Consider the following 22249-nt stretch of genomic DNA (forward strand, 5'->3'; position numbering starts at 1 on the left):
TTTGAGGGGGGCTGACCTGCTTACGCCGGGGGCGTCAGCGGAATTTCGAGGCTGATGGTGGTGCCGCGGCCGGGGGCGGAATCGAAGTGGGCGCGGCCGCCGAGGTACACCAGGCGCGTCTGCACGTTGCGCAGCCCGATGCCCGCGTCCTGCCCCAGCGCCTGCGCGTCGAAGCCCCGGCCGTCGTCGGCCACCACGATGGTCAGCTGCTGCTCGTCGCGCACCAGCTGCAGCGTCAGGTGGGTGGCGCGGGCGTGCTTGACCACGTTCTGCACCAGCTCCTGAATCATGCGGAACAGCATGCTCTCCACGGTGGGGTCGAGGCGCTCCTCCAGGCCGTGGGTTTCCACCTCCACCTGCAGGCCATCGGCGGGCAGCCGGTTCAAGAATCCGCGCACGGCCTGGGGCAGCCCGCGCTTGATGAGGGCGTTGGGCAGCAGGTTGTGCGAGATGCTGCGCACCTCCCGGAACGACTCGTCCACCACTTCCACCGCGTTGTCGATAAAGGCCTGGTGGCCGTTGAGCTGGCCGTCCAGCTCGCGGTGCAGCTGCTGGTTGAGGGCGTGCAGGTTGAGCTTGGCGGCGGTGAGCAACTGGCCCAGCCCGTCGTGCAGGTCGGAGCCGATGCGGCGCCGCTCGTTTTCCTCGGCTTTGAGCACGGCCGCGTGGCGCTGGCGCTCCAGCCGCTCCCGCTCCCGCGCAAACTCCACTTCGCGCTGCAGCCGGCGGCGGTTCAGCAGCAGGTACAGCAGGCCGCCGGCCAACGCGGTGAGGCCCAGGGCGCCCAGCAGCAGGTTCTGGCGCCGGCTGGCATCGGTCTTGAGGCGCTGCTCGGTGCGTTCCTGCTGGCGCAGCTGCTCGCTGAAGGACAGGGCCTGCACCTGCGCCAGCTTGCGCTGGCTGAACAGACTGTCGCGCGTCACCACGGCGTTGGCCAGGTAGCGGTAGGCGGAAGCGGCGTCGCCGCGGGCGGCATACACCTGCGCCAGGTAGTTGCTGGCCTCGAAGACGCCCTTGGGGTAGTAGCCGCGCTGGCCGGCCCGCAGCGCCTGCCGGGCGTAGGCCAGGGCACGGTCGGGCTGGTGGGCGGCTTCGGCCAGCCGGGCCAGGCCCAGGTAGGCCCGGCACAGCGCGTACGATACGGGCATGCCCTCGGCGCGCCGGATGCACAGCTGGTAGTAGCGACGGGCGGCGGCGGAGTCGCCGCGCTGGGCCTCCATGCTGCCGAGCAGGGCCAGGTCGCCGATTTCGCTGTGCCAGTCGTGGAAGCGGCGGTCGAAGTCGTAGCCCCGGCGGGTGTGGTAAAGGGCCGAGTCGATCTGGCCCAGGAACTGGTAGGCCTGTCCGATGTTGCCGAGCACCGGCGTCAGCAGCACGTAATCCCGCTTTTGCTCGGCCAGCTTCTTGGCCCGCAGGTAGTAGCGCAGGGCCACCTGGTAATTGCCCTGCTCGGCGTAGGCGTAGCCGGTGGCGTTGTCGGCGTGGATGAGGCCGCCCACGAAGCCCGCGCGCTCGGCCACCTGCCGCGCCTGCAGCTGGGTGTGCACGGCGGTGGGGTAGTCGCCGGCGCGCAAAAAGGCCCAGCCCAGCATCAGCAGGCTGCGGCACTCGCCGCGGGGGAAGTTGAGCTGCCGGGCCAGGCGCAGGCTGCGCCGGCCGTAGCGAATGGCCTCCACGGGGTTGTCGTCGGTCCGGTCCCAGGCCAGCTGAATCAGCAGCTCCACGCGGTTGGTGTCGGGGCGGCTTTGGGCCAGCAGGTGCAGCAGGCTGTCGGCGCGGGTGCTGGCGCTTTGGGCGTGCAAGGGGCTGCCGAAGCTCAACAGCAGGGGCAACACCGCCCCGCAGGCCAGTCTGCCAACCACCCTGCGGTGGCGAAAACCAACCTGTTGGAAGAGGGCACGGCGGGGAACCTGGCTCGACAACATTTGCGCAATTTACTGAAAATCGACGGGTTGACTCGGAAAAATTCTAGCCTATAGCTGGAATAATGATAGGATCAGCCCGGAAGTCGTCAAAATCAGTGCAAGCAAACCAATCGGGCTGCTTGGGGCAAGCGGTGGGCCCTTATTCTTTGGTCGAGCCACGGCAGGGCGGCAGGCCCGGCAGCGCAATAGATAGAATGCGGGCGTTGGTCGAGAAAAGCCTTGGGGTGAGCGAAACGAATTTCGAAGGCCAGGTGCGCGGCTCACCTTTGCTTTCGTCAAGGCGGCCAGACTGGTCGCGGACCTTTATCGAAACCCTTTTCTGAGCATGCAAACCAGCTGGTTACGCGGCGCCCTTGGCGCGGCCCTCGTCGGAGTTCTTCACTTTACTGCTATCGGCAAGGCGCTGCCCGCCCGGGCCCAGGAGCCCGCCACCCGCCCGCAGGGCCCGCCGCCCGGCCGGGGCCAGGGAAAAGGCCAGGGCCACAGCCCCGAGCAGCAGGCTGACGACCTGGCCAAAAAGCTCAAGCTCAACGCCAGGCAGCAGGGCGAAGTGGCCGCCATCTTCAAAAGCCAGCACGAGCAGATGCAGGCCCAGCGCGGCGAGGGCCCCGGCACCGACGCCGACCGGGAAAAAGGCATGGGGCAGCTGCGCCGCCTCGATGCCGACACCGACGCCAAGCTGAAAACGGTACTCACGCCCGCCCAGTACAAGCAGTACCAGGCCCAGAAGCCCCAGCACGGCGGGCCCCGGGACGGGAAAGGCGACAAAGGCAGCCGGCCGCCCAAAGACGCTACCGGCGCCGCCAACTAACCCCGACACCCGTCTGGCCGGGGGCAGGTGAGGGAGAGTGAATGCTCCTGGCCGGACGGGATGATCGGGCGCGGCTTCGCTCTCTCAACAGCTTTTTTTTGTCCACCGCGGACGCGAAGCCGCGTATTGCCTGTTACCCAGAACCGGCGGCGCTACGGGGCCGCCGGTTTTTGCTTGCTATGGCCCGATTCTTCACCCGGCAGCGCCTGCTGCACATTCTCGTTCACCTCGTGTTCTGGGTGTCGCTGCCGTTTTTGCCCTGGGCAATTCTGCAGCAGCAGCCTCCGCACTTCAGCTTCTGGCGCACGGCCACGCCCATTGCCCGCATGGCTGTGCTCTTCTACCTGAACTACTGGGTGCTGATTCCGCAGCTGCTGGCCCGGCGCCGGGTGCTGCTCTATCTGCTCACCGTGCTGGTGCTGATGCTGGTGCTGCACATTCCGATGAGCCTGCACTGGCTGGGCATCGGCACCATGCCCCCGCCGCGGCCCGGCACCACCCTGGCCGACCGCCAGCAGTTTCAGGCCATCATCGTGCTGGTGACGGTGCTGGTGTGGATGGTGAGCAGCGGGCTGCGCATCACCAGCGAGTGGTTTGCCAACGAGCAGGTGCGCCGGCAGATGCACAGCGACAAGCTCACGGCTGAGCTGGCCTTCTTGAAGTCGCAGGTCAGCCCGCACTTTCTGTTCAACACCCTGAACAACATCTACTCCCTGGCCCAGCTCGGCTCCGCCGATACGCCCGAAGCCATTCTCAAGCTCAGCCAGCTGATGCGCTACATGCTCTACGAGGCCAACGACCCGCGCGTGCCGCTGGAGCAGGAAGTGGAGTACCTGCGCAACTACGTGGACCTGCAGCGCTTGCGCCTGGCCGACGACGTGGAAATCGAGTTCAGCCAGGAGGGCCAGCTCGGCGGCAAGCTCATCGAGCCCATGCTGCTGATTCCCTTCGTCGAAAACGCCTTCAAGCACGGCGTGAGCTACCAGCACCCCTCCGCCATCAGCATCGCGCTGCGCGTGGTGGGCGACGAGCTGCTGTTCCGGGTGCAGAACCGCCGCTTCCCGGTGGCCGCCCCGCTCACCGCCGCCCGCGACTCGGGCATCGGCGTGCAGAACGTGACCCAGCGCCTGCGGCTGCTCTACCCGCACCGCCACCACCTGGACATCGACCAGAGCGGCGACCAATACATCGTAACCCTAACCCTTGCCCTGCAGCATGCTTCGTTGCCTGTTAGTTGATGACGAGCCGCTGGCCCTGCGCCTGCTGGCCGGCTACGTCGAGCGTATCCCGTTTCTGGAGCTGGTGGGCACCTGCCGCAGCGCCATCGAGGCCATGCAGGTGCTGCAGCGCGAGCCGGTCGACGTACTCTTCCTCGACGTGCAGATGCCCGACCTGACCGGCGTGGAGTTCGTGCGCACGCTGCGGCCCAACGCCGCCGTGGTCTTCACCACCGCCTACAAGCAGTACGCCGTCGAAGGCTTCGACCTCGACGCGGTGGACTACCTGATCAAGCCCATTCCCTTCGACCGGTTTCTGAAAGCCGCCACCAAGGTGCAGGAGCGCCTGCAGCCAGCGGCTGCAGCGGCTGCAGCGGCTCTGCCGACTCCGGTGCCGCCGACGCCGGCCCCCGCCGCGCCGGCCGAGGAATACATCTTCGTGAAGGCCGACTACCACACCCAGCGCGTGACGCTGCGCGACATTCGCTACCTGGAGGGGCTCAAGGACTACGTCAAAATCCACACCGGCGCGGGCAAGCCGCTGCTGACGCTCAACTCCCTGCGCGCTTTCGAGGAGCGGCTGCCGGCCACCGAGTTTGTGCGCGTACACCGCTCCTACATCGTGGCGCTGAGCTGGATTGACTCCATCCGCAAAAACCGCATCTACATGGGCGAAGTGGTCATTCCCATCGGCGACGCCTACGCCGAGGCCTTCCACCAGCTCATCGAGCAGCGCAACATGCACTGAGTTAGCCGCGCCACTACTTTCTGCCCGCCCGTTGTTCCGCCCGGAACGGCGGGCGGCTTTGTTGGTGGGCCGCTCAGTCTTCGCCCTCAACGCTGATCTGGACAGTTTCCAGCCCGAGGTTGAGCCCGAGCATGAGGTTCAGGTAGTCGGGGTTGTCGCCGCGCGTTTCGAGCAGCGTGTAGGGCTGATTCTCCGTGGGAAACTCCACTTCCTCGATGGCCGTGATGCGCACCGTCAGATCAAGGCTGCGGTTCAGCTGGATAGGGGCAAACATGCCCGGCTCGGCCGTGCCGGGCAGCCGGCCGATCATAAAAAACTGCTGCGTGCGACGAATGGCGAAGCTGTTGATGACTTCCAGATAGGGCAGGGCAGGCGGAGTAGCGGGCATGGCTCAGGCAGAATGAAGAGGGGAAACCAAGGCTTCGCCCGGTTTTCTGGGGCGTTGGTAGAAAGTATTTCGGGCCGCTGACCGTCTGATCTACTTTCGATGGTGCCTGCCGATGTGCGGGCCGCCTTACCTGCCACCGCCCCGGTCGCCGGGGCCCCAATTCTGCTCTATGAACGACACCCTGCACCTGACCGTGTACCAGCAGCTGCAAGCCATGCTGCCCCAGCTTTCCGCCGACGCCTCGCCCGCCCTGCACCTGCAGGATGACCTAGGCCTCGACTCGCTCGACGTGGTGGAGCTGGTCATTCGCCTGGAGCAGCGCTTTGAAGTGGAGCTGCCCGACGCTGAAATCGGCGGCTGGCGCACCCTCGGCGACGTGTACCAAACCCTGGAGCGCCACGTGGTGAGCACCGCCGCCGCGTGGTGGAACCTCAGCCTCGGCTTCTTCGGCTAAGCACCCCGGGGTGGTCAACGGTAGCTAGCGGATTACGCTGCCGGACTGCTAAACCCCAGGCTCCGGCTTGCCGGCGCAGGGCCGCCGCCCGATATTGCCGGGCTGTTGCCGCCTTTTCTTCCGAATAAACCCACGCGCCGCGCGCTGCCTCGTCTCCGACTGCGGGGGCGCCGGCTGGCCCGCCGATGCCCCAGACCCGCGCTTCGAATATTTTGCTCTTCCGCCCTCATGGGCGGCCCGGCTTCTCCGGTTTGTGGCGGCTTCTGGCCTGGCTGCTTCCGCTGCTACTCGCCACCCCCGCTGAGGCGCAGGATTCCACCAAAACCACCCCGGCCGCCGCTGCTACCACCGCCACCGAGCAGGACGAAGCCCAGCGCGTGGAGCAGGCCTACATCGTGCTCGGGCGCATCAGCGGCGGGGCCCGCCGCGGGGCCGATACCGAGGACCTAGCCGAGGACCTGCCCGACGTGGAGGCCAACCTCAAGACCATTCGGCAGAACCTGACCCAGTACAGCAGCGTCATCAACCTCAAGCAGGTACGCATGTTTCAGGTGCTGCTCACCGAAATGCAGGCCGAGCTGGGCGCCTGGCGTACCGAGCTGAGCACCCAAGGTCAGCGGCTCAAGCGGATGCAAACCCAGCTCGATTCGCTGAACCGGCACGGCATCCCGGTGCAGGCCGATACCACCACGGCCCTGGGCCGGAGCACCGCCCGCCTGCAGCGCAAGCAGCAGCGCGCCGCCGGGCTGCTGGCCCGCAACCAGCAGCGCGTGACGCAGCTGCAGACGCGCGTGTCCGATAGTTACATCCAGGCCCTGGAGCTGCAGGACGAAGTGCGCGAACAGTCGCGGCGCTTCAACCGCCGCACCCTGGCCCCCGAAACGCCCGCCCTCTGGCGCGCCACCACCACCGACGAGGTGCAGCAGGCCCAGGCCGGGCAGCTCGTGCGCGAGTCCTACGCCAGCCAGCGGCGCCTGCTGCGCTACTACTTCGGCCAGAACTGGCCCTTCGCCGTCTGGATGGTGCTCATCGGCGCCACCTTCTTCACCTGGGTGTTCCGCAACTTCCGGGCCGTCGGCCCCGCCGCGGCGGCGCCCGACGAGAGGCCCTTCCGCTACCTGCGCCCGGTGCCGGTGGCCGCCACGCTGGTGGTGGTATTCAGCGTGGCCCCGTTCTTCGACCTGAACCCGCCCGCCGCCTACACCGACCTGCTGGAGCTGCTGCTGGTGGTGTCGCTCAGCGTGCTGTTCGGCCGCTCGTGGCCCCGCCGGCAGTTTGGCTACTGGCTGGCCATCGTGGCCCTGTTTTTCGGGCTGACCTTCGTGTACGCCAGCAGCGCGCCGGGCCCCGGCCTGCGCTGGGTGATGCTGGGGCTGAACCTGGCGGCCGTGCTGGTGGGGCTGGGGCTGCTGCGCGAACTGAAGCGTGGGCCGCGCCTGGCCGCCTTCGTGCCGCCGGTGCTCTGGCTGTTCGTGGCCCTGAACGTGCTGGCCGCGCTTTGCAACCTCACCGGGCGCCTGAGTTTGGCCAAAGTGTGCAGCAGCGCCGGCATCCTGGGCGTCACGCAGATTATTTCCCTCTCGGCCTTCGTGCGCCTGCTCACCGAGGCCTTCCGCCTGCAAATGCAGCGCAGCCGCCTGGCCGGCGGGCTGGCCGTGCGCTTTCACTTCCAGAAAATCGAGCAGGGGCTGCGCACGGTGCTGTCGGTGCTGGTGTGCGGGCTGTGGCTGATGAACTTCCTCACCAACCTGAACGTGTTTCGGCCCATCTACCGCTTCCTCGACGAGCTGCTGACCCAGCCGCACCACCTGGGCAGCATCACGTTCAGCTGGGCCAACTTCGTGCTGTTTTTCCTCATCATCTACCTCTCGGTGCTGCTGCAGCGCTACGTGGGCTACTTTTTCGGCGAAACCGATGAGGACTTCACCGCCGGCCCCGAAGACCGGCGCGGCTCCTGGCTGGTGGCCATCCGGCTGGTGCTGCTGGCCGTGGGCTTCTTGCTGGCCGTCATGGCCTCGGGCCTGCCGCTCGATAAGATTACCATCGTCGTCGGAGCCCTGGGTGTGGGCGTGGGCCTGGGCCTGCAGAACATCATCAACAACCTCGTCTCGGGCATCATCCTCATCTTCGAGCGGCCCTTCCAGGTGGGCGACTACATCGAGGTGACGGGCAAAACCGGCCGCGTGAAGGACATCGGCATTCGCGCCAGCAAGCTCATTTCGCAATCCGGCTCCGAAATCATCGTGCCCAACGGCGACCTGCTCTCCGGCCACGTCATCAACTGGACGCTGAGCAACAACCACATCCGCACCGAGCTGAACCTGAAGCTGGCCCCCGGCACCGACCTGGAGCGGGCCAAGCAGCTCATCACCGACGAAATCCTGAGCAACGCCAGCACCCTGCACAAAGTGGCCCCCGAAATCCTGCTCAGCGGCGTCACCGGCCAGGTCTACGAGCTGAAGGTGCTGTTCTGGATCAACAACATCCGCCAGGAGCAGGCGCTGAAAAGCGAAATCCTGGCCGGCATCAACCGCCGCTTCAACCAGGAAGGCATCAAGCTGAATTAGCCGGTTACCAGCTCCAGCTCAGGCCGCCATCCAGCCGGGGCAGCAGGGTGCGTTGGCGGTGGCTGATTTTGGCGGCTAGCCCCACGCTGCCTTCGGCGTACAGGTGCCGGGCGAGGTTGCGCCGCAGCCCGTATTTCAGCCCGACCGGCGAGGCCAGCGCCAGGTTGGGCACGTTGATGAGCGGCCGTTTGGCAAGCGGCGCTTCGCCAAACAGGGCTACATAGTTGGCGGCGTTGTGGGCCGTATTGCGGCCGGCCTGGGCGCGGCGAAACAGCGTGTGGTAGAGCCGCAGCTCCCCGAACACGTAAGGCGTCAGGCCACTGGTGCGGTAGTCACGGCCGAAATACGGGTCCACCACGTTGATAAACCGCGTGCCGCCAATCGGTAGCGACGTGGAGTAAAAGGAGTAGTGCGCCCCGGCCCCGTACGTAAGCGTGATGCTGCTGCCCAGGCGCCGTTCCTGACTAATACTGCCACCCAAGTAGTTGATGGAAACGGCTGTAAGACCCCGCTCTACCTCCACCACGGGCGGCGCGGCCGGAGCAGGCAGGCTCTGCGCACTGCTAAGGGCCGGGCCGCCCATAAGCAGCCACAAGCTCCCGCCGCCAAGGATACGATTCGGCATGTGATAAGTCAGAAAGGGTAAAAGGTGCCGGTTCGGGGGCTTACCCCGCCCAGCCTTCCCGGTCCAGGGAGCGGTACTGAATGGCTTCGGCCAGGTGCTCGATGCGGATTTCCTCGGTGCCGGCCAGGTCGGCAATGGTGCGGGCCACTTTCAGAATCCGGTCGTAGGCGCGGGCCGAGAGGCCCAGGCGCTCCATGGCCGTCTTGAGCAGGGTGCGGCCCGCCGGATTGATCTGGCAGATGTCCTTGACCATCTGCGAGGGCATCATGGCGTTGGAGTGGATGTCGGGGAAGTCCCGGAACCGCTCGGCCTGCCGCTGCCGGGCCCGCTCCACCCGCTCCTGAATGGTGCCGCTGCTCTCCGAGCGGCGCGTTTCGGTCATCTGGTCGAAGGTCACCGGCGTCACTTCCACGTGCAGGTCGATGCGGTCCAGCAGCGGGCCCGAGACTTTGTTGAGGTACTTCTGCACCACGCCGGGGCCGCACACGCACTCCTTGTCGGGGTGGTTGTAGTAGCCGCAGGGGCAGGGGTTCATGCTGGCAATGAGCATGAAGTTGGCCGGAAAGTCGATGCTGACCTTGGCCCGCGAAATAGTCACGCGGCGCTCCTCCAGCGGCTGGCGCATCACCTCCAGCACAGTGCGCTTGAACTCGGGCAGCTCGTCGAGAAACAGCACGCCGTTGTGGGCCAGTGAGATTTCACCGGGCTGCGGGTTGCCGCCGCCGCCCACCAGGGCCACATCGGAAATGGTGTGGTGCGGGGCGCGGAAGGGCCGCGTGTTCAGCAAGGAGGCATTGGTGCCGAGCTTGCCCGCCACCGAGTGAATCTTGGTGGCTTCCAGCGCTTCCAGCATGGTCAGGGCCGGCAAGATGCTCGGCAGACGCTTGGCCAGCATGGTCTTGCCCGCGCCGGGCGGCCCGATCATGATGACGTTGTGGCCGCCGGCCGCGGCTATTTCCAGGGCCCGCTTGATGTTTTCCTGGCCCTGCACGTCGGCAAAGTCGGCGGCGTACTGGTTGGCCGTGTGCATAAACACGTCGCGGGTGTCCACCGTCAGCGGCTGAATCTCCAGGCGGCCCTCCACGAAGTCGATGGCCTCCTGCATGGTGCCCACGGGAATCACGTCGAGGTTGTTGACAATGGCCGCTTCCTGGGCGTTTTGCCGGGGCAGGATGAAGCCCTTGAAGCCTTCCTTGCGGGCCTGAATGGCAATGGGCAGCACGCCTTTGATGGGCCGCAGCTCGCCGTCGAGGGCCAATTCGCCCATGATGATGTACTCGCCCAGCCGCTCGGTACTGATTTGCTGGGAAGCGTGCAGAATGCCCAGCGCGATGGGCAGGTCGTAGGCCGAGCCTTCCTTGCGGATGTCGGCCGGGGCCATGTTCACCACCACCTTGGTGCGCGGCATGTTGTAGCCCCGCACCCGCATGGCCGCCTCGATGCGCTGCTGGCTTTCCTTGATGGCGTTGTCGGGCAGCCCGACCACGTAGAAGTTCATACCCTGGGATACAACGACTTCAATAGTAATGGTATAGGCATTGACGCCCTGCACGGCCGAGCCGTAGGTTTTGGTAACCATAGAGGTAAAGTGCAAGAGTAGGGGCGGCGAAGATAGGAGAATGAACGGCGCGGCCCCACAACTTTCCGCAAGTTGTGGGGCCGCGTTGTTCGTGTTGTCCGCGCCGCGTGCGGCGTAGCGCGTACTTGTAGTTCGCGTATCCTGAACGACTCGTCAGACGAGACACGTTGAACGGCATCATTGAACCCGTTCTGCGACAAACGTGCTGGATACGCGAACTGCAAGTGCGCGCTACGCCGCCATCAGCTGCTCGATGAGCATGATCATGATGTGAATAGCCTTGATGTGGATTTCCTGAATCCGGTCGGCGTAGCCGTGGTGCGGCGCCCGGATTTCCACGTCGGCCAGGGCGGCCAGCTGCCCGCCGTCTTTGCCGGTGAGGGCAATGACCTGCATGCCGCCCTGCTTGGCGGCTTCGGCGGCGCGCAGGATGTTGGGCGAGTTGCCGCTGGTGCTGATGGCCAGCAGCACGTCGCCGGGGCGGCCCAGGGCTTGCACGAAGCGGCTGAACACGAACTCGAAGCCGTAGTCGTTGGCCACGCAGCTCATGTGCGAGGCTTCCGTCAGGGCAATGGCGGCGAGGGCGGGGCGGTCCTGGCGGTAGCGGCCGCTCAGCTCCTCGGCGAAGTGCTGCGCGTCGCAGAGCGAGCCGCCGTTGCCGCAGGTCAGCACTTTGCCGCCCTGCTTAAGGCTGTCGGCCACCAGGCGCGCGGCCCGTTCGATGGACTGAATGTGCCGGGGCTCCGTCAGGAACCGCTCCAGCACGCTGCGGGCTTCGGTCAGCTCGGCCCGGATAAGGTCGGAAAGGGTGTTGTCTGCCACGCGGCAAAGTTACATCAGCGGGCGGTCTGAGGGGCGCACGGTCGTGTCAGTGGGGTGGTCGTCGCCGGAGTAGGGCGTGGGGGCGGGCGGCGTGATGCCGCCGCGCGGAATGGCGCCGGGAGCCGGCTCGGGCCGGGGCACGGCGGTGGTGGCGGTGCGCACGTCCCGGTCGCGCTGCTCCAGCTGGTGGTCGTAGAGTTTGGCCTTCAGCTCGTTGACTTTCATCTCGTGGCGGCTGATGTCGCGGCGCATGGCCACGTTGTAGGCGTTTTCGGTGAGCAGCAGCAGCAGCAGCAGCGCCGCCCCGATGAGCGTCATCACGTACCAGAACGAGGCCGGGTCCTGGTTGCCGGTCAGGGCCATCATGGCGTCGCGGGCGCCGGCGGTGACGACGAACAGCAGGGTGAGCAGCAGGTACACCATCACGGCGACGGTGGCAATACGGCGGAGAGCTAGCATGGGGAAGGGGAGGAGTGAGGGTGTGGACGCCGCCGTCAACGCGCGGCGGCGGCGAAATATACCCTTTTACGCATGCTGGGGTTCGGATGTGGCACCCGGTAGGCGTCGTTGCGCGAAGCGCCGCTGCGCGTTGCGTGGCACAAGCCCGCAGGCCGTCAGCCGCTCACCCCTCAGCAACGGTGCGCCAGGCGGCTACGCCAGCGCCGGGTTGTTCTGCATCCGACTCAGGCGGGCGTAGAGGCCGTCGGGGCGCAGTAGCAGCTCGTCGTGGGTGCCGCGCTCCACGATGCGGCCGTGCTGCAGCACCACGATTTCGTCGGCGTGCTGCACGGTGCTCAGGCGGTGGGCAATGACCAGGGAGGTGCGGTTGGCCATCAGGCGCGTGAGGGCTTCCTGCACCAGCTTTTCGCTTTCGGTGTCGAGGGCCGAGGTGGCTTCGTCGAGGATGAGAATGGGCGGGTTGCGCAGGATGGCGCGGGCAATGCTCAGGCGCTGCCGCTGCCCGCCCGAAAGGCGCGCGCCCCGGTCGCCAATCATCGTCTGGTAGCCCTCGGGCGCGGCCACGATGAACTCGTGGGCGTTGGCAATTTTGGCCGCTTCGATGACCTCGGCCTCGGTCGCGTCGAGCTTGTTGAAGCGGATGTTGTTGAAAATCGTGTCGTTGAAGAGGATGCTCTCCTGCGTGACGATGCCCATCTGCTCGCGCACCGAGTGCACCGTGCAGTCGCGCAGGTCGTGGCCGTCGATGCGGATCTGGCCCTCGGTCACGTCGTAGAAGCGCGGCACCAGGTCGGCCAGGGTGCTCTTGCCGCCGCCCGAGGGGCCCACCAGCGCCACGGTTTTGCCCTTGGTCACGGTCAGGTTGATGCCTTCCAGCACGTTGCGGGCATCGTCGCCACCGTAGCTGAAGGCCACGTCGCGAAACTCGATTTCGTGGCGGAAATTCGGCAGCGTTTCGGCGCCGGGCTTGTCTTGGATGCTGGGCTCGGTATCGACGATGCTCAGCACCCGCTCGCCGGCCACCAGGCCGCGCTGGATGTTGCTGAACGAGGACGAGAGGGCCTTGGCCGGCACCAGAATCTGCGAAAACAGGATGATGTAGGTGATAAAGGACGCCGGGCTCAGGCCGGCCGTGCCACTGAGCACCAGCGAGCCGCCGTAGTAGAGCAGCCCGGCCACCACCATCACGCCCGCAAACTCGGAGAAGGGCGAGGCCAAGTCCCGCGTGTTGTCGATGCGGCGCTGGGTTTTGGTGTACTGGTCGTTCTGCTCGTGAAACTTGCCGGTGATGTAGGGCTCGGCGTTGAAGGCCTTGATGACGCGCATGCCGCCCAGCGTCTCGTCGATGACCGAAAGCATGGTGCCCAGCGTCGACTGGCTGGTTTTGGCGTGCTGGCGCAGGCGCTTCGAGACGCCCGCAATCAGCCCGCCCGAAATCGGCAGCAGGATCAGGGTGAACAGCGTGAGCCTGACCGACATGCTGAAGAGCACGGCGAACATGAAGAAGATGGTCAGCGGCTCGCGCACCACCGATTGCAGGGTGTTGATGACCGAGGTTTCCACTTCCTGCACGTCGCTGGTGAAGCGCGACATCATGTCGCCCTTGCGGGTGGAGGAGAAGTAGCCCAGCGGCAGGCGCGTCACGTTCTGGTAGAGCGCCGCCCGCAGCTGCCGAATCACCCGGGCCCGCACCCGCGCCACCAGGCGCAGGCTGAGGTAGCGGAACAGGTTGCTGAAAAACACCGACACCACGATGACCCCGCACACGAAGCCCAGTGCGCCCATGCGGCCCTTGGAAGCCACCACCTGCCCGAAATAGTAGTTGAACGTGCCCGTCACGTAGTCCAGGCTCAGCTCGAAGGCCGGGGCCACCGTCGGCAGGGGCTCGTTGCCCTCCACCCCGAAGAGTACGTTGAGCAGCGGAATGACCAGGCTGAAATTGGCAATGCCGAAAAAGATGCCCAGGATGGTGTACACGAAGTACAGGGGCACAAAATCGGCGTAGGGCCGGGCAAAGCTGAGGATGCGCAGGTATGTCTTCATCGAAAGGGCAAAGGTAGACCACGGATTCTCGCGGATTATTTTGCGGATGCCGCGGATTTCGTGGCCGGCCCTCCAACGCAGCGGGGCCACGACGCTACAGTCGTGGCCCCGCTGCGTTTACTTGATTGGTGCCGCGCATTTCTACCCGCCGACAGTTCCGTCGGCCCGCCGGAACGTCTGCGTCAGCTCAATCGGGCCGACGAGGTGCCGGTTGAACTCGGCCAGCTCCTCGGCCGGCACCCACAGCTCGTCGTGCGCGGGGCCGCCCACGTTCTGCACCGGGAAGCGGGCGGCGTAGGCGGCCTCCACCGCGAAGCGCAGCACGTAGCCCACGCCGTAGTAGGGCACGTTCCAGTCGCGGGCTATCTGGGCCGCGTAGGCCTCGTTGGTGACGGGGTAGAAAATCGGCTGCTCGGGCAGGCGCGGCGGAAACGCCCGCCACCCGCTCTGCGCAATCAAGTCCAGCTCGGCCTGATTGACGGGCCGGTACAGCGTGACGGTATCGATGGTATGCTGCATAATCAGCGGGTAAGGAGGCGTAAAAGTAATGGGGCCACGGCTTGCAGCCGTGGCTCCACCCGGACGACAATCGTCCTCAAAATTCGTGAAATCCGAAAAATCCGCAGTAATCCGTGGTCTAGAACTCATGCACCCGCTGGGCCGCGTTCCAGCGCAGGGCCAGCGAGGGGTACACACCCGTCGTGCGGGTGCCGTTGACCAGGGCGCTGCGGGCCACCAGCTTGGCGTCGAGCCAGAGGTTGGGCCGCGCCATCCAAGTGGCGGTGAAGTCGGCGAAGAGCTGCTCTACGCGCCGGCCCTGGGCCACCGTGTTGCCGTAGTCGTTGGGGCGCGGGGTGTAGGGGCGCAGCACGTTGCCGCCGTAGTTGAGCAGCTCCCGGGTGGTGGCGTCGATGCCGTCCAGGCCGTACACCGAGTAGAAGCCCTTGCCCACCAGCGTCAGGCGGGGCAGCGGCTGGTAGCTGAGCTGCCCAAACAGCTCCCACAGGTTGGCCCCGATGGGGTGGGCCAGCGGCTGCCCGTAGTGCTCGTAGGCGCGGTACAGGTCGAGGTGCTGGTAGGTGTAGGGGCGGATGAAGTTGTATTCCACCTGCAAATCCAGGTTCGACAGCCCGAACACGTCCAGGTACTTGCCGCCCACCTGAAAGGCCTGCTTGTTGGCCCACCAGCCCCGGCCCGAGCGCACCTGGCTCACCACCAGCTCATCGAGCACCACCTGCCCGTAGAGCTGGGCGCGGCGCTTGATGTTCCAGCGGAAGTCGGCCCCGAGGATGGCGTTGTCGTTCGAGCCCACGGCCTGCTCCACACTGCGGTAGAAGATGATGGGGTTCAGGTACTGTAGCTCAAAGCGCCCCTTGCCGCGCCCGAACATGGTCGACTCGAACAGGCCCACGTTCAGCCCCGGCGTGATGTCGTAGCTGAGGTGGTGCAGGGCCATGTACTTCTTCTGAAACACCGTGTCGACGTTGCGCCGCTCCGCCGTCAGCTCCGCGAAAATGTTCTGGTAGTTGAGCTTCCACACCCGCGTATTCAGCTTCAGGAAGAAGTACGGCGCCGCGTAGTCCGACAGAATCAGCGAGCGGTAGCCGTTGCCGATGACGTTCCGGTCGTGGCCCAGCTGCACGTTGATGTGCTTGGTGGCGGCGTAAGTGACGTAGCCCCGGGCCGTGAGGAAGTCAAATTGATTCTGCTGGTTCTTGAAGTACTTCCAATAGCCCTCGTGCGGCACCGCGTTGTCGCGCCGGATGCGGTTGCTCACGTACTCCGGCACCCGCATCTGCGTGTCGGTGAAGTAAGTGTAGAAGCCCAGGCGCTGGTCGATGGTGCCCTCCACCTGCACCCCGCGGGTGTTGGTGTAGAGGAAGCCATCCGAGCCCGAGCCCACCTGCAGGTTCAGCACCGGGTTGACGCGCAGCTGAAAGTCGGGCGTGTTGACGCTGTAGAGGTCGGTGGGCATGCGGTAGAAGTGCTTCAGGATTGGCCGCTGACTTTCGGCTGGTCCTGCCGCCGAATGCGTCCAGTTATCCTGCTGCAGATACGTCTGGTTGAATGCCTCCACCTTACCCGCGGCTGCCATGCGCGCGGCCAGCCGCCCCACCGCCGCCCGGTTGTAGGGCCGCGTGGAGGTGTGAATGTCGCCCACCGAGTCCGGCCCGTACTTGATGGCGTAGCGGTCAATCAGCCGGTACACGTCCGGGTCCAGCGGCACGTACACCGGCGCCTGCAGCGGCGCTTTCGCATCCGTCACGTCGATGCGCGCCGGGGCCGAAACCGGCGCCGGGGGCACCGTAACGACGGGCGCCGGCGCTGGGACCGGAGTGGGCGCGGCCACCGGCGGCGTAGCGGGCTGAATGGTAGTCGTGCGGGTGGTATCCGTCACCTGCGCCAGCAGGGGCGAGGCGGCAGCGGTCAGCAACAGGCCGAAGCCCAGCCGGGGAATAAGTCGGTTCATAGGGGAAGGGTAAGCGGCCTGCATACGCAAGCCGCCCCGGCGAAGCTACACTTCCCGCCCGAAACGCCCCCAACCGTGCCCGAAACGCTTCCGCCCATGCCCGACACGTTTCCAGCACGCCCGAAACGCCACCCAGCGTCCCCGAAACGTTTCCAGCATGCCCGAAGCGCTTCCCACCATGCCCGAAACGTTTCCAGCGTCCCCGAAACGCTTCCCAGCATCACCGACACGCCACCCAGCACGCCCGACACGTTTCCAGCACCACCGACACGCCACCCAGCGCCTTCAACACGCTCCCCCGCGTGCCCGACCCGCATCCAAACGCGCCCGGCTGCCACCAAGCCGCGTCCGCCGCGTAGATTTGCCTTCACCCCGCACCCTCACGCCCGCTGCCATGAGCACCGCCCAACCGACCATCGTACTGCTGCACGGTTTCGCCGAAAGCCGCGAAGTCTGGACCACTTTCACCCGCGACTTCCCCGACGACTACCGCCTCGTCACGCCCAACCTGCTCGGCTTCGGCACCAACGTGCACGACATCCGCGACTTCTCGATGGAGGCCCAGGCCCGCTACCTGGCCGAGTACCTGCGCCAGCGCGGCGTCGAGCGGGCCGCGTTCGTGTGCCACAGCATGGGCGGCTACGTGGCCCTGGCCTTTGCCGAACGCTACCCCAGCATGGTGGCCGGCCTGAGCCTGTTTCACAGCACCGCCCTGCCCGACACCGAGGAGCGCAAAGCCAACCGCGACAAAAACATCGACTTCATCGAGCGCCACGGCGTGGAGAAGTTCATGGACTCCTTCGTGCGCCCGCTCTTCGCCCCCGCCAACCGCGAAAAGCTGGTCGATGAGCGCTGCTTCCTCGAAGAAATCGGCAAAGCCACTCCCCAGGACAGCATCATCGGCGCCCTCAAGGCCATGAAGCAGCGCCCCGACCGCACCGAGGTGCTGCGCAAAGCCCGCTTCCCGGTGCAGTTCATCATCGGCAAAGACGACGTGGCCGTCACCGTCGAAAGCCTGCTGCCCCAGCTCACCCTGCCCACCGAAAGCCACGTGCTCATCCTCGACAACGTGGGCCACGTCGGCTTCTTCGAGCAGCCCGAGGTGACGCGCCGCGCCGTGCTCGACTTTGCCGGCCGCGTGTTCGGCCGCGAGGAATAAGCGGCCTCTGGCCGGATGGCGCCCGCTTACCGGGGCAGCCCAAACGTGACGGGCAGCGTGAAGGATAGCGGAACGGCCCGGCCCTGGTAGCGGGCCGGCGTCCAGCGGGGCATGGTTCGGATAACCCGCACCGCTTCTTCGTCCAGCAGCGGATGCACCCCCTTCACGACCACCGGCTCCTGCACCTGCCCCGCGGAATCAATCAGGAACTGCACGAACACCCGCCCCTGAATACCGCTCGACCGGGCCTTGGGCGGGTAGCGCAGCGTGCCGGCCAGGCGGCGCATCAGCCCCTCCATGCCGCCCGGCGGCTCGGCCATCACGTCGTAGGGGTACTTGACGGGCTCGGCTGCTGCCGGCGCGGCCGGCGGCAGCCGAAACGTGACCGGCACGGTGTAGGCCACGTTGACCGGCCGTCCCAGCTGCCGGCCGGGCGTCCAGGCGGGCATCAGCGGCAGCACGCGCAGCGCTTCCGCATCCAGCAGCGGGTGGGCGCCCTTGCTCACCCGGGCCTGCTCGATGCGCCCCTCCGGGTTGACGACAAACGTGACGAACACCCGGCCCTCGATGCGCTGCTGCAGGGCTTCGGGCGGGTACTGCAGGTGGCTGCCCAGAAACTTCATCAGCCCCTGCATGCCGCCGGGCGGCTGGGGCTGCTGCTCCGCGTAGGTATACACCTTGCCGCCCACGCGCACGGTGTCGCCGGCCGGGGCGGTCTGGGCCTGCGCCGTGCCGGCGCCCAGGGCCAGCGCGGCCACTAGCATGCGTAAATGCATGGCGTATCTGAAGAAGGAAGAGGCGCCCGGGACTAGCGCCCCACGCGGTTGATAGTCGTAGTGGTCTTGATTTTGAACGAGACCGGCACAATCAGGTAGCTGCGCACGGGCTGGCCTTCTTCCAGCGCCGGGTACATGGGCGGCAGCTTGGCCACCACCCGCAGCGCCTCCGCATCGATTTCGGGCGACACAGACTGAATAACGACCGGATTTTCCACCCGCCCGGCCTCGCTCACTTCGAAGAGCACCATCAGCTTGCCCTCCGTGCGCCCCTGCAGGGCGGCCACCGGGTAGCGAATGTTCTGCCCCAGAAACCGGCTCAGCGACGCCACCCCGCCCTCCACGGCCGGCATGGCCGTGGGAAACAGGCGCAGGCCCGGCGTGACGCCCACGGTGCCCGTCTGGCCCTGAAACAGCACCGGTATCACCGCGCTGCTCTTGATGGCCCGCTCGCGCCGGCGGGCCGGCTGCCAGGCCAGGCCCTGGGCCGGGCTCTGGCTCAGCGTGGCCAGGGCGGCGGCCGTCATCTGCTCGTGGGCCAGGCGCAGGGCCTTCTTGTCGCCGCCGCGCGGGGGCGTCTGGTGCATGTCGGTGAGCACGTAGGTTTTGCCCACCCGGCCCAGCGAGTCGATTTCCATCTTCACGAAAACCAGCGCGGAGGCCTGCGCCTGGCGGGCGGCCTCCGGGTAAGTCAGGTGGCTTTTCAGGTAGGCTTCCAGGGCCGCCTGCCCGCCCACCGGCCGGGCCGGCTGGCCTTCGGCGGCCGGACGCGAGCCGCTCAGGGCCGGCTGCACCGGCGGCAGGCTGAACACGATGGGCAGGGTGTAGGCCACGCTCACCGGGCGCCCGTTCTGCCGGCCCGGCACCCAGGCCGGCATCTGGCCGACCACGCGCAGGGCCTCGGCACCCAGCAGCGCGTCGGGGTCTTTCAGGACTTTGGCCTGCTCGATGCCGCCCCTGGCATTCACCACGAAGCTCACGAATACGCGCCCTTCGCTGCGCCGCAGCAGGGCTTCGGGCGGGTACTGCAGGTGCTGGCTGAGGTACTGCTTCAGGGCCGGCATGCCGCCCTGGGGCTGCGGCATCTGCTCGGCGTAGGTATACACGGAGTCGCGCGGGGGCGGGGCGGTTTGGGCCTGCGCCGCGGCGCTTAGCGCCAGCGCGGCCAGTAAAATGCGGAAGCGCATAATCGGTAGAGAAGATAAAAAAAGCCGGGCTTCGGCAGCTAACGTCCGCTAAAGCCCGGCAAGATAACCCCGAATGAACGAAGCCCACGCAGGCCGCGGGCCGTCAGGGTTTCGGTTTTCGGGGAAAGTTGATCAGGACCAGGGCCCGGATGCCGAGCACCAGCACCACCAGCGTCACCAGCGGCACGAGGATGCGCAAGGCCCAGATCAGGACGATAAACCAATCGATGAGCAGCAGGCTGAGGAGCAATTTCATGGGCTATTTTATGCGTGAACGGAGAATAAGCAAGGCTAAAGTAGCTCCCGAAGCCCGGATGCCTACTTCAGCAGGCCCGGGGCCGTCTGCGCTACGCGGCAGACGCGGCCGGCGTTTGCCGGCCGGGCCGGGGCGCCTTATCATTGCGCGGTCTATCTATCAATCAATACACGATGCTTTTTCCTGCTTTGCGGCCGCGGTCATGCCGTTTCTTGCTCGGGTTTATTTTGCTGCTGCTTCACGCCGGCTTCGCGGGGGCGGCACCGCTTACCGTCGTTAGCGGCCACATCGACCATCCTGCTGGTGCGCGCGTGGCCCTGTTCATCGGCCGACACCCGGTGACCAATGCACCGCTACGCAGCAGCTGGGCGGAGCTGGATGCGGCCGGTAATTTTCAGCTCACGATTCCCGATCTGCCGTTCAGCCAGATAGTGGAGTTTGCCCACGGCGGCGAAACGGCAGAGCTATTCCTGACCCCAGGTGACCAGCTGCAGCTAAGCGTAGACGCCGGGGAGTTTGATGAGACACTGCACTTTACGGGCTCGGGCGCCAATGCCAACAATTACCTGGTGGCGTACTTTCTGCGCTTCGAGGATATCCCACTACCGACAACGCCCCCGGCCCCACGCCCGGAAGGCCCCGGCAAACCCTGGCGCACGCCTCAGCAGGAAATACGCCTGAGCGACTCGTTGAACCAAATAGCGCGCACCTTCCTGCGGGACTACGCCGCCAAGTATCCCCTGCCAACGGATTTCAGCCGCTACGCTCGGGATTATATCATCTTTGAGAGTGCGGCAGGCAGCCTGTGGTACCCGTATCTTCGGCGGAAACGTGAGGGTAATCCCTCCCTGGCGGCTCCTGATTTTGTATTCGATAACCTGCGCAAGGTACCCTCGCTGGATTCGGCCATGCGCCGCAACAGTGGTGGTTGGAACGCAATTGTGGAGTGCTATGAAATGGCCGTGCTGTGGAATGCTACGCCGCCCGTCACCGCGCAGACCCTGCCAACCCAGCTCACGGCGCACTTCGGGCGCACGCACACCCGCGATGTGATGATGGCGCGGTACTGCATGGTGCAGCTGAACCGCGCAGGGCCCGGCCAAGCGCAGCCGTTTATACAAGCCCTGCAGCGCATGACGTCCGACACCCTGCTGCTGGGGCCGGTGCAGCGGATGTACCAGCGCAAGCTGAAGTTCAGCGGCGGCCAGCCCGCGCCCGACTTCACCCTGCGCGACGCCACCGGCAAGGAAGTACGCCTCTCCGACTTCCGGGGCAAGGTGGTGTACCTGGATTTCTGGGCCTCGTGGTGCGGCCCCTGCCTGCTGGAAATGCCCGCCAGTGCCCGGCTGCGTGAGAAGTTTGCCGGTAAAGACGTAGTGTTTCTCTATGTGTCCGTCGACACAAAGGAGGAAGCCTGGAAAGCCGCCCTGGCTAAGCCCGGCCTGACCGGGGCCAATGCCCACCACGGCTGGGCGCAGGGTTTCGAGACGCCCGCGGCCAAAGCCTATTCCGTGGAGTCTATCCCGGCGTATTTTATCATCGACCGGCAGGGGCGGCTACAGAAGGGGCCGGCACCCCGGCCCAGCGCCGGCCAGGCCACTATCGACGCGCTGAATATCGCCCTGGGCAAGTAGCCGCGCCGCGCCACAACGCAACGGGGCCGGGATGCAGCTGCATCCCGGCCCCGTTGTGCTATTCGGGCAGGGGGCTTACTTCAGCAGCCCCTCGGCCAGCAGGTACTCGGCAATCTGCACCGCGTTGGTGGCGGCGCCCTTGCGCAGGTTGTCGGCCACCACCCACATATTCAGCGTGTTCGGCTGCGACTCGTCGCGGCGCAGGCGGCCCACCAGCACGGCGTCCTTGCCGTGGGCGTCCTGGGGCATGGGGTAGCGGTTGTTGGCCGGGTCGTCGACCACCTCCACGCCGGGGGTTTCGGCCAGCAGGCGGCGCACTTCCGCCAGGTCGAAGTCGCGGGCAAACTCCACGTTCAGGGCTTCGGAGTGGCCGCCCAGCACCGGGATGCGCACCGTGGTGGCCGTCACGCGGATGCTCTCGTCGCCCATGATTTTCTTGGTCTCCTTCACCATCTTCATTTCCTCCTTGGTGTAGCCGTTGTCCTCGAACACGTCGATGTGCGGCAGCACGTTCAGGTCGATGCGGTGGGGGTAGGCGGGGTTGGTCGGCACGTCGCCGGCGCGCTCCTGCATCAGCTGGTCGACGGCCTTTTTGCCGGTGCCCGTCACGCTCTGGTAGGTGCTCACCACCACGCGCTCCACCTTGTAGGCTTCGTGCAGGCGGCTCAGGGCCACCACCATCTGAATGGTGGAGCAGTTGGGGTTGGCAATGATTTTATCCTCCGCGGTGAGCACCCGGGCGTTGACTTCGGGCACCACCAGCTTCTTGGTGGGGTCCATGCGCCAGGCCGAGGAGTTGTCGATAACCACGGTGCCCACGGCGGCGAAGCGCGGGGCCTGCTCCTTGCTCACCGAGCCGCCGGCCGAGAAAATGGCCACGGCCGGGCGGGCCGCAATGGCGTCGTCCATGCTCACCACGGGGTATTGCTTGCCCTTGAATTCAATCAGCTGCCCCACCGATTTCTCGGAGGCTACGGGCAGCAGCTCGGTGACGGGGAAGTTGCGCTCTTCGAGCACTTTCAGCATCTGGCCCCCCACGAGGCCGGTGGCACCAACGACGGCTACTTTCATCTTCAGGATCAGCGAAAAACCACCTCAGCCGAGGCGGCCCGCAAAAATCGGGAAAAAC

20 protein-coding genes are annotated in these 22249 nt (G+C 66.1%); 7 read left to right on the forward strand and 13 right to left on the reverse strand.

The genetic code is table 11. The annotated features are described in order from the left end of the window. Window positions 1–20 precede the first annotated feature (20 nt). On the reverse strand, window positions 21–1832 hold the full coding sequence (locus tag DLM85_RS10570) for a tetratricopeptide repeat protein (RefSeq protein ID WP_207891010.1): 1812 nt from the start codon (window positions 1830–1832) through the stop codon (window positions 21–23). 418 nt (window positions 1833–2250) lie between these two features. On the opposite strand from DLM85_RS10570, the gene DLM85_RS10575 reads away from it, so the two are divergent. The 3 genes from DLM85_RS10575 (at window position 2251) to DLM85_RS10585 (ending at window position 4701) form a co-directional block, all read left to right on the forward strand. Continuing rightward, window positions 2251–2736, forward strand: coding sequence for a hypothetical protein (locus DLM85_RS10575; RefSeq protein WP_111478091.1), 486 nt, complete (start codon window positions 2251–2253; stop codon window positions 2734–2736). 179 nt (window positions 2737–2915) lie between these two features. After that, window positions 2916–3974: a sensor histidine kinase gene (locus tag DLM85_RS10580; RefSeq protein ID WP_165822104.1), complete on the forward strand. Its 1059-nt coding sequence runs from the start codon at window positions 2916–2918 to the stop codon at window positions 3972–3974. After that, window positions 3952–4701, forward strand: a complete 750-nt coding sequence (locus DLM85_RS10585; protein ID WP_111478093.1) for a LytR/AlgR family response regulator transcription factor — start codon at window positions 3952–3954, stop codon at window positions 4699–4701. Before DLM85_RS10580 ends, DLM85_RS10585 begins: the two co-directional genes overlap by 23 nt. 73 nt (window positions 4702–4774) lie before the next feature. Here DLM85_RS10585 and DLM85_RS10590 read toward each other — a convergent pair whose 3' ends face one another. Beyond that, complete coding sequence (locus tag DLM85_RS10590) at window positions 4775–5089, reverse strand: hypothetical protein (protein ID WP_111478094.1); 315 nt, start codon at window positions 5087–5089, stop codon at window positions 4775–4777. A 169-nt stretch (window positions 5090–5258) separates the two neighbouring features. Between DLM85_RS10590 and DLM85_RS10595 the strand changes: the two genes are divergently transcribed. Both DLM85_RS10595 and DLM85_RS10600 read left to right on the forward strand, forming a co-directional pair. Next, window positions 5259–5543: an acyl carrier protein gene (locus tag DLM85_RS10595; protein ID WP_207891011.1), complete on the forward strand. Its 285-nt coding sequence runs from the start codon at window positions 5259–5261 to the stop codon at window positions 5541–5543. Window positions 5544–5794: 251 nt separating this feature from the next. Further along, on the forward strand, window positions 5795–8110 hold the full coding sequence (locus tag DLM85_RS10600) for a mechanosensitive ion channel family protein (RefSeq protein ID WP_111478096.1): 2316 nt from the start codon (window positions 5795–5797) through the stop codon (window positions 8108–8110). A 4-nt stretch (window positions 8111–8114) separates the two neighbouring features. Here the strand turns inward: DLM85_RS10600 and DLM85_RS10605 are convergent, their stop codons facing one another. The 7 genes from DLM85_RS10605 to DLM85_RS25750 all read right to left on the reverse strand — a co-directional run bounded on the left by DLM85_RS10605 (window position 8115) and on the right by DLM85_RS25750 (window position 16108). Then, window positions 8115–8735, reverse strand: coding sequence for a hypothetical protein (locus DLM85_RS10605; RefSeq protein ID WP_133257009.1), 621 nt, complete (start codon window positions 8733–8735; stop codon window positions 8115–8117). Window positions 8736–8775: 40 nt separating this feature from the next. Next, window positions 8776–10314, reverse strand: a complete 1539-nt coding sequence (locus tag DLM85_RS10610; RefSeq protein WP_111478098.1) for a YifB family Mg chelatase-like AAA ATPase — start codon at window positions 10312–10314, stop codon at window positions 8776–8778. 231 nt (window positions 10315–10545) lie between these two features. After that, window positions 10546–11136: a D-sedoheptulose 7-phosphate isomerase gene (gene lpcA, locus DLM85_RS10615; protein ID WP_111478099.1), complete on the reverse strand. Its 591-nt coding sequence runs from the start codon at window positions 11134–11136 to the stop codon at window positions 10546–10548. A gap of 9 nt (window positions 11137–11145) precedes the next feature. After that, the gene (locus tag DLM85_RS10620; RefSeq protein ID WP_133257010.1) at window positions 11146–11595 is read right to left on the reverse strand and encodes a hypothetical protein; all 450 of its coding nucleotides are present in this window, start codon (window positions 11593–11595) and stop codon (window positions 11146–11148) included. A 192-nt stretch (window positions 11596–11787) separates the two neighbouring features. Further along, on the reverse strand, window positions 11788–13638 hold the full coding sequence (locus tag DLM85_RS10625; protein WP_111478101.1) for an ABC transporter ATP-binding protein: 1851 nt from the start codon (window positions 13636–13638) through the stop codon (window positions 11788–11790). Window positions 13639–13779: 141 nt separating this feature from the next. Then, window positions 13780–14157 (reverse strand): ADP-ribosylation/crystallin J1, encoded by a 378-nt coding sequence (locus DLM85_RS10630; RefSeq protein WP_111478102.1) that lies wholly within the window; start codon window positions 14155–14157, stop codon window positions 13780–13782. Between the two features lie 118 nt (window positions 14158–14275). After that, window positions 14276–16108, reverse strand: a complete 1833-nt coding sequence (locus DLM85_RS25750; RefSeq protein WP_111478103.1) for a hypothetical protein — start codon at window positions 16106–16108, stop codon at window positions 14276–14278. 394 nt (window positions 16109–16502) lie between these two features. Here DLM85_RS25750 and DLM85_RS10640 point away from each other — a divergent pair, with 394 nt between their 5' ends. Then, window positions 16503–17267, forward strand: a complete 765-nt coding sequence (locus tag DLM85_RS10640) for an alpha/beta fold hydrolase (protein ID WP_111478104.1) — start codon at window positions 16503–16505, stop codon at window positions 17265–17267. 26 nt (window positions 17268–17293) lie between these two features. Here DLM85_RS10640 and DLM85_RS10645 read toward each other — a convergent pair whose 3' ends face one another. The 3 genes from DLM85_RS10645 to DLM85_RS25460 form a co-directional block, all read right to left on the reverse strand. Further along, window positions 17294–18043 (reverse strand): energy transducer TonB, encoded by a 750-nt coding sequence (locus DLM85_RS10645; RefSeq protein ID WP_111478105.1) that lies wholly within the window; start codon window positions 18041–18043, stop codon window positions 17294–17296. A gap of 32 nt (window positions 18044–18075) precedes the next feature. After that, window positions 18076–19230 (reverse strand): TonB family protein, encoded by a 1155-nt coding sequence (locus tag DLM85_RS10650; protein ID WP_111478106.1) that lies wholly within the window; start codon window positions 19228–19230, stop codon window positions 18076–18078. 103 nt (window positions 19231–19333) lie between these two features. Then, entirely contained in the window at window positions 19334–19486 is a 153-nt protein-coding gene (locus tag DLM85_RS25460; protein ID WP_165822105.1) for a hypothetical protein, read from the reverse strand. Between the two features lie 227 nt (window positions 19487–19713). Between DLM85_RS25460 and DLM85_RS10655 the strand changes: the two genes are divergently transcribed. Further along, the gene (locus tag DLM85_RS10655) at window positions 19714–21120 is read left to right on the forward strand and encodes a TlpA family protein disulfide reductase (protein WP_165822106.1); all 1407 of its coding nucleotides are present in this window, start codon (window positions 19714–19716) and stop codon (window positions 21118–21120) included. A 75-nt stretch (window positions 21121–21195) separates the two neighbouring features. On the opposite strand, the gene DLM85_RS10660 is transcribed toward DLM85_RS10655, so the two are convergent. After that, window positions 21196–22191 (reverse strand): aspartate-semialdehyde dehydrogenase, encoded by a 996-nt coding sequence (locus DLM85_RS10660; protein ID WP_111478108.1) that lies wholly within the window; start codon window positions 22189–22191, stop codon window positions 21196–21198. Window positions 22192–22249 lie beyond the last annotated feature (58 nt).

Origin of the sequence: Hymenobacter edaphi (assembly GCF_003258365.1) — a bacterium.
Classification (GTDB): Bacteria; Bacteroidota; Bacteroidia; order Cytophagales; family Hymenobacteraceae; genus Solirubrum; species Solirubrum edaphi.

Coding starts and splice junctions, on each gene's coding strand:
- DLM85_RS10650 (WP_111478106.1), bottom strand. CDS start 19,230: ATGCGCTTCCGCATTTTACTGGCCGCGCTGGCGCTAAGCGCCGCGGCG.
- DLM85_RS10630 (WP_111478102.1), bottom strand. CDS start 14,157: ATGCAGCATACCATCGATACCGTCACGCTGTACCGGCCCGTCAATCAG.
- DLM85_RS10595 (WP_207891011.1), top strand. CDS start 5,259: ATGAACGACACCCTGCACCTGACCGTGTACCAGCAGCTGCAAGCCATG.
- DLM85_RS10645 (WP_111478105.1), bottom strand. CDS start 18,043: ATGCATTTACGCATGCTAGTGGCCGCGCTGGCCCTGGGCGCCGGCACG.
- DLM85_RS10605 (WP_133257009.1), bottom strand. CDS start 8,735: ATGCCGAATCGTATCCTTGGCGGCGGGAGCTTGTGGCTGCTTATGGGC.
- DLM85_RS10610 (WP_111478098.1), bottom strand. CDS start 10,314: ATGGTTACCAAAACCTACGGCTCGGCCGTGCAGGGCGTCAATGCCTAT.
- DLM85_RS25460 (WP_165822105.1), bottom strand. CDS start 19,486: ATGAAATTGCTCCTCAGCCTGCTGCTCATCGATTGGTTTATCGTCCTG.
- DLM85_RS10580 (WP_165822104.1), top strand. CDS start 2,916: ATGGCCCGATTCTTCACCCGGCAGCGCCTGCTGCACATTCTCGTTCAC.
- DLM85_RS10590 (WP_111478094.1), bottom strand. CDS start 5,089: ATGCCCGCTACTCCGCCTGCCCTGCCCTATCTGGAAGTCATCAACAGC.
- DLM85_RS25750 (WP_111478103.1), bottom strand. CDS start 16,108: ATGAACCGACTTATTCCCCGGCTGGGCTTCGGCCTGTTGCTGACCGCT.
- DLM85_RS10575 (WP_111478091.1), top strand. CDS start 2,251: ATGCAAACCAGCTGGTTACGCGGCGCCCTTGGCGCGGCCCTCGTCGGA.
- DLM85_RS10620 (WP_133257010.1), bottom strand. CDS start 11,595: ATGCTAGCTCTCCGCCGTATTGCCACCGTCGCCGTGATGGTGTACCTG.
- DLM85_RS10640 (WP_111478104.1), top strand. CDS start 16,503: ATGAGCACCGCCCAACCGACCATCGTACTGCTGCACGGTTTCGCCGAA.
- DLM85_RS10625 (WP_111478101.1), bottom strand. CDS start 13,638: ATGAAGACATACCTGCGCATCCTCAGCTTTGCCCGGCCCTACGCCGAT.
- DLM85_RS10585 (WP_111478093.1), top strand. CDS start 3,952: ATGCTTCGTTGCCTGTTAGTTGATGACGAGCCGCTGGCCCTGCGCCTG.
- DLM85_RS10660 (WP_111478108.1), bottom strand. CDS start 22,191: ATGAAAGTAGCCGTCGTTGGTGCCACCGGCCTCGTGGGGGGCCAGATG.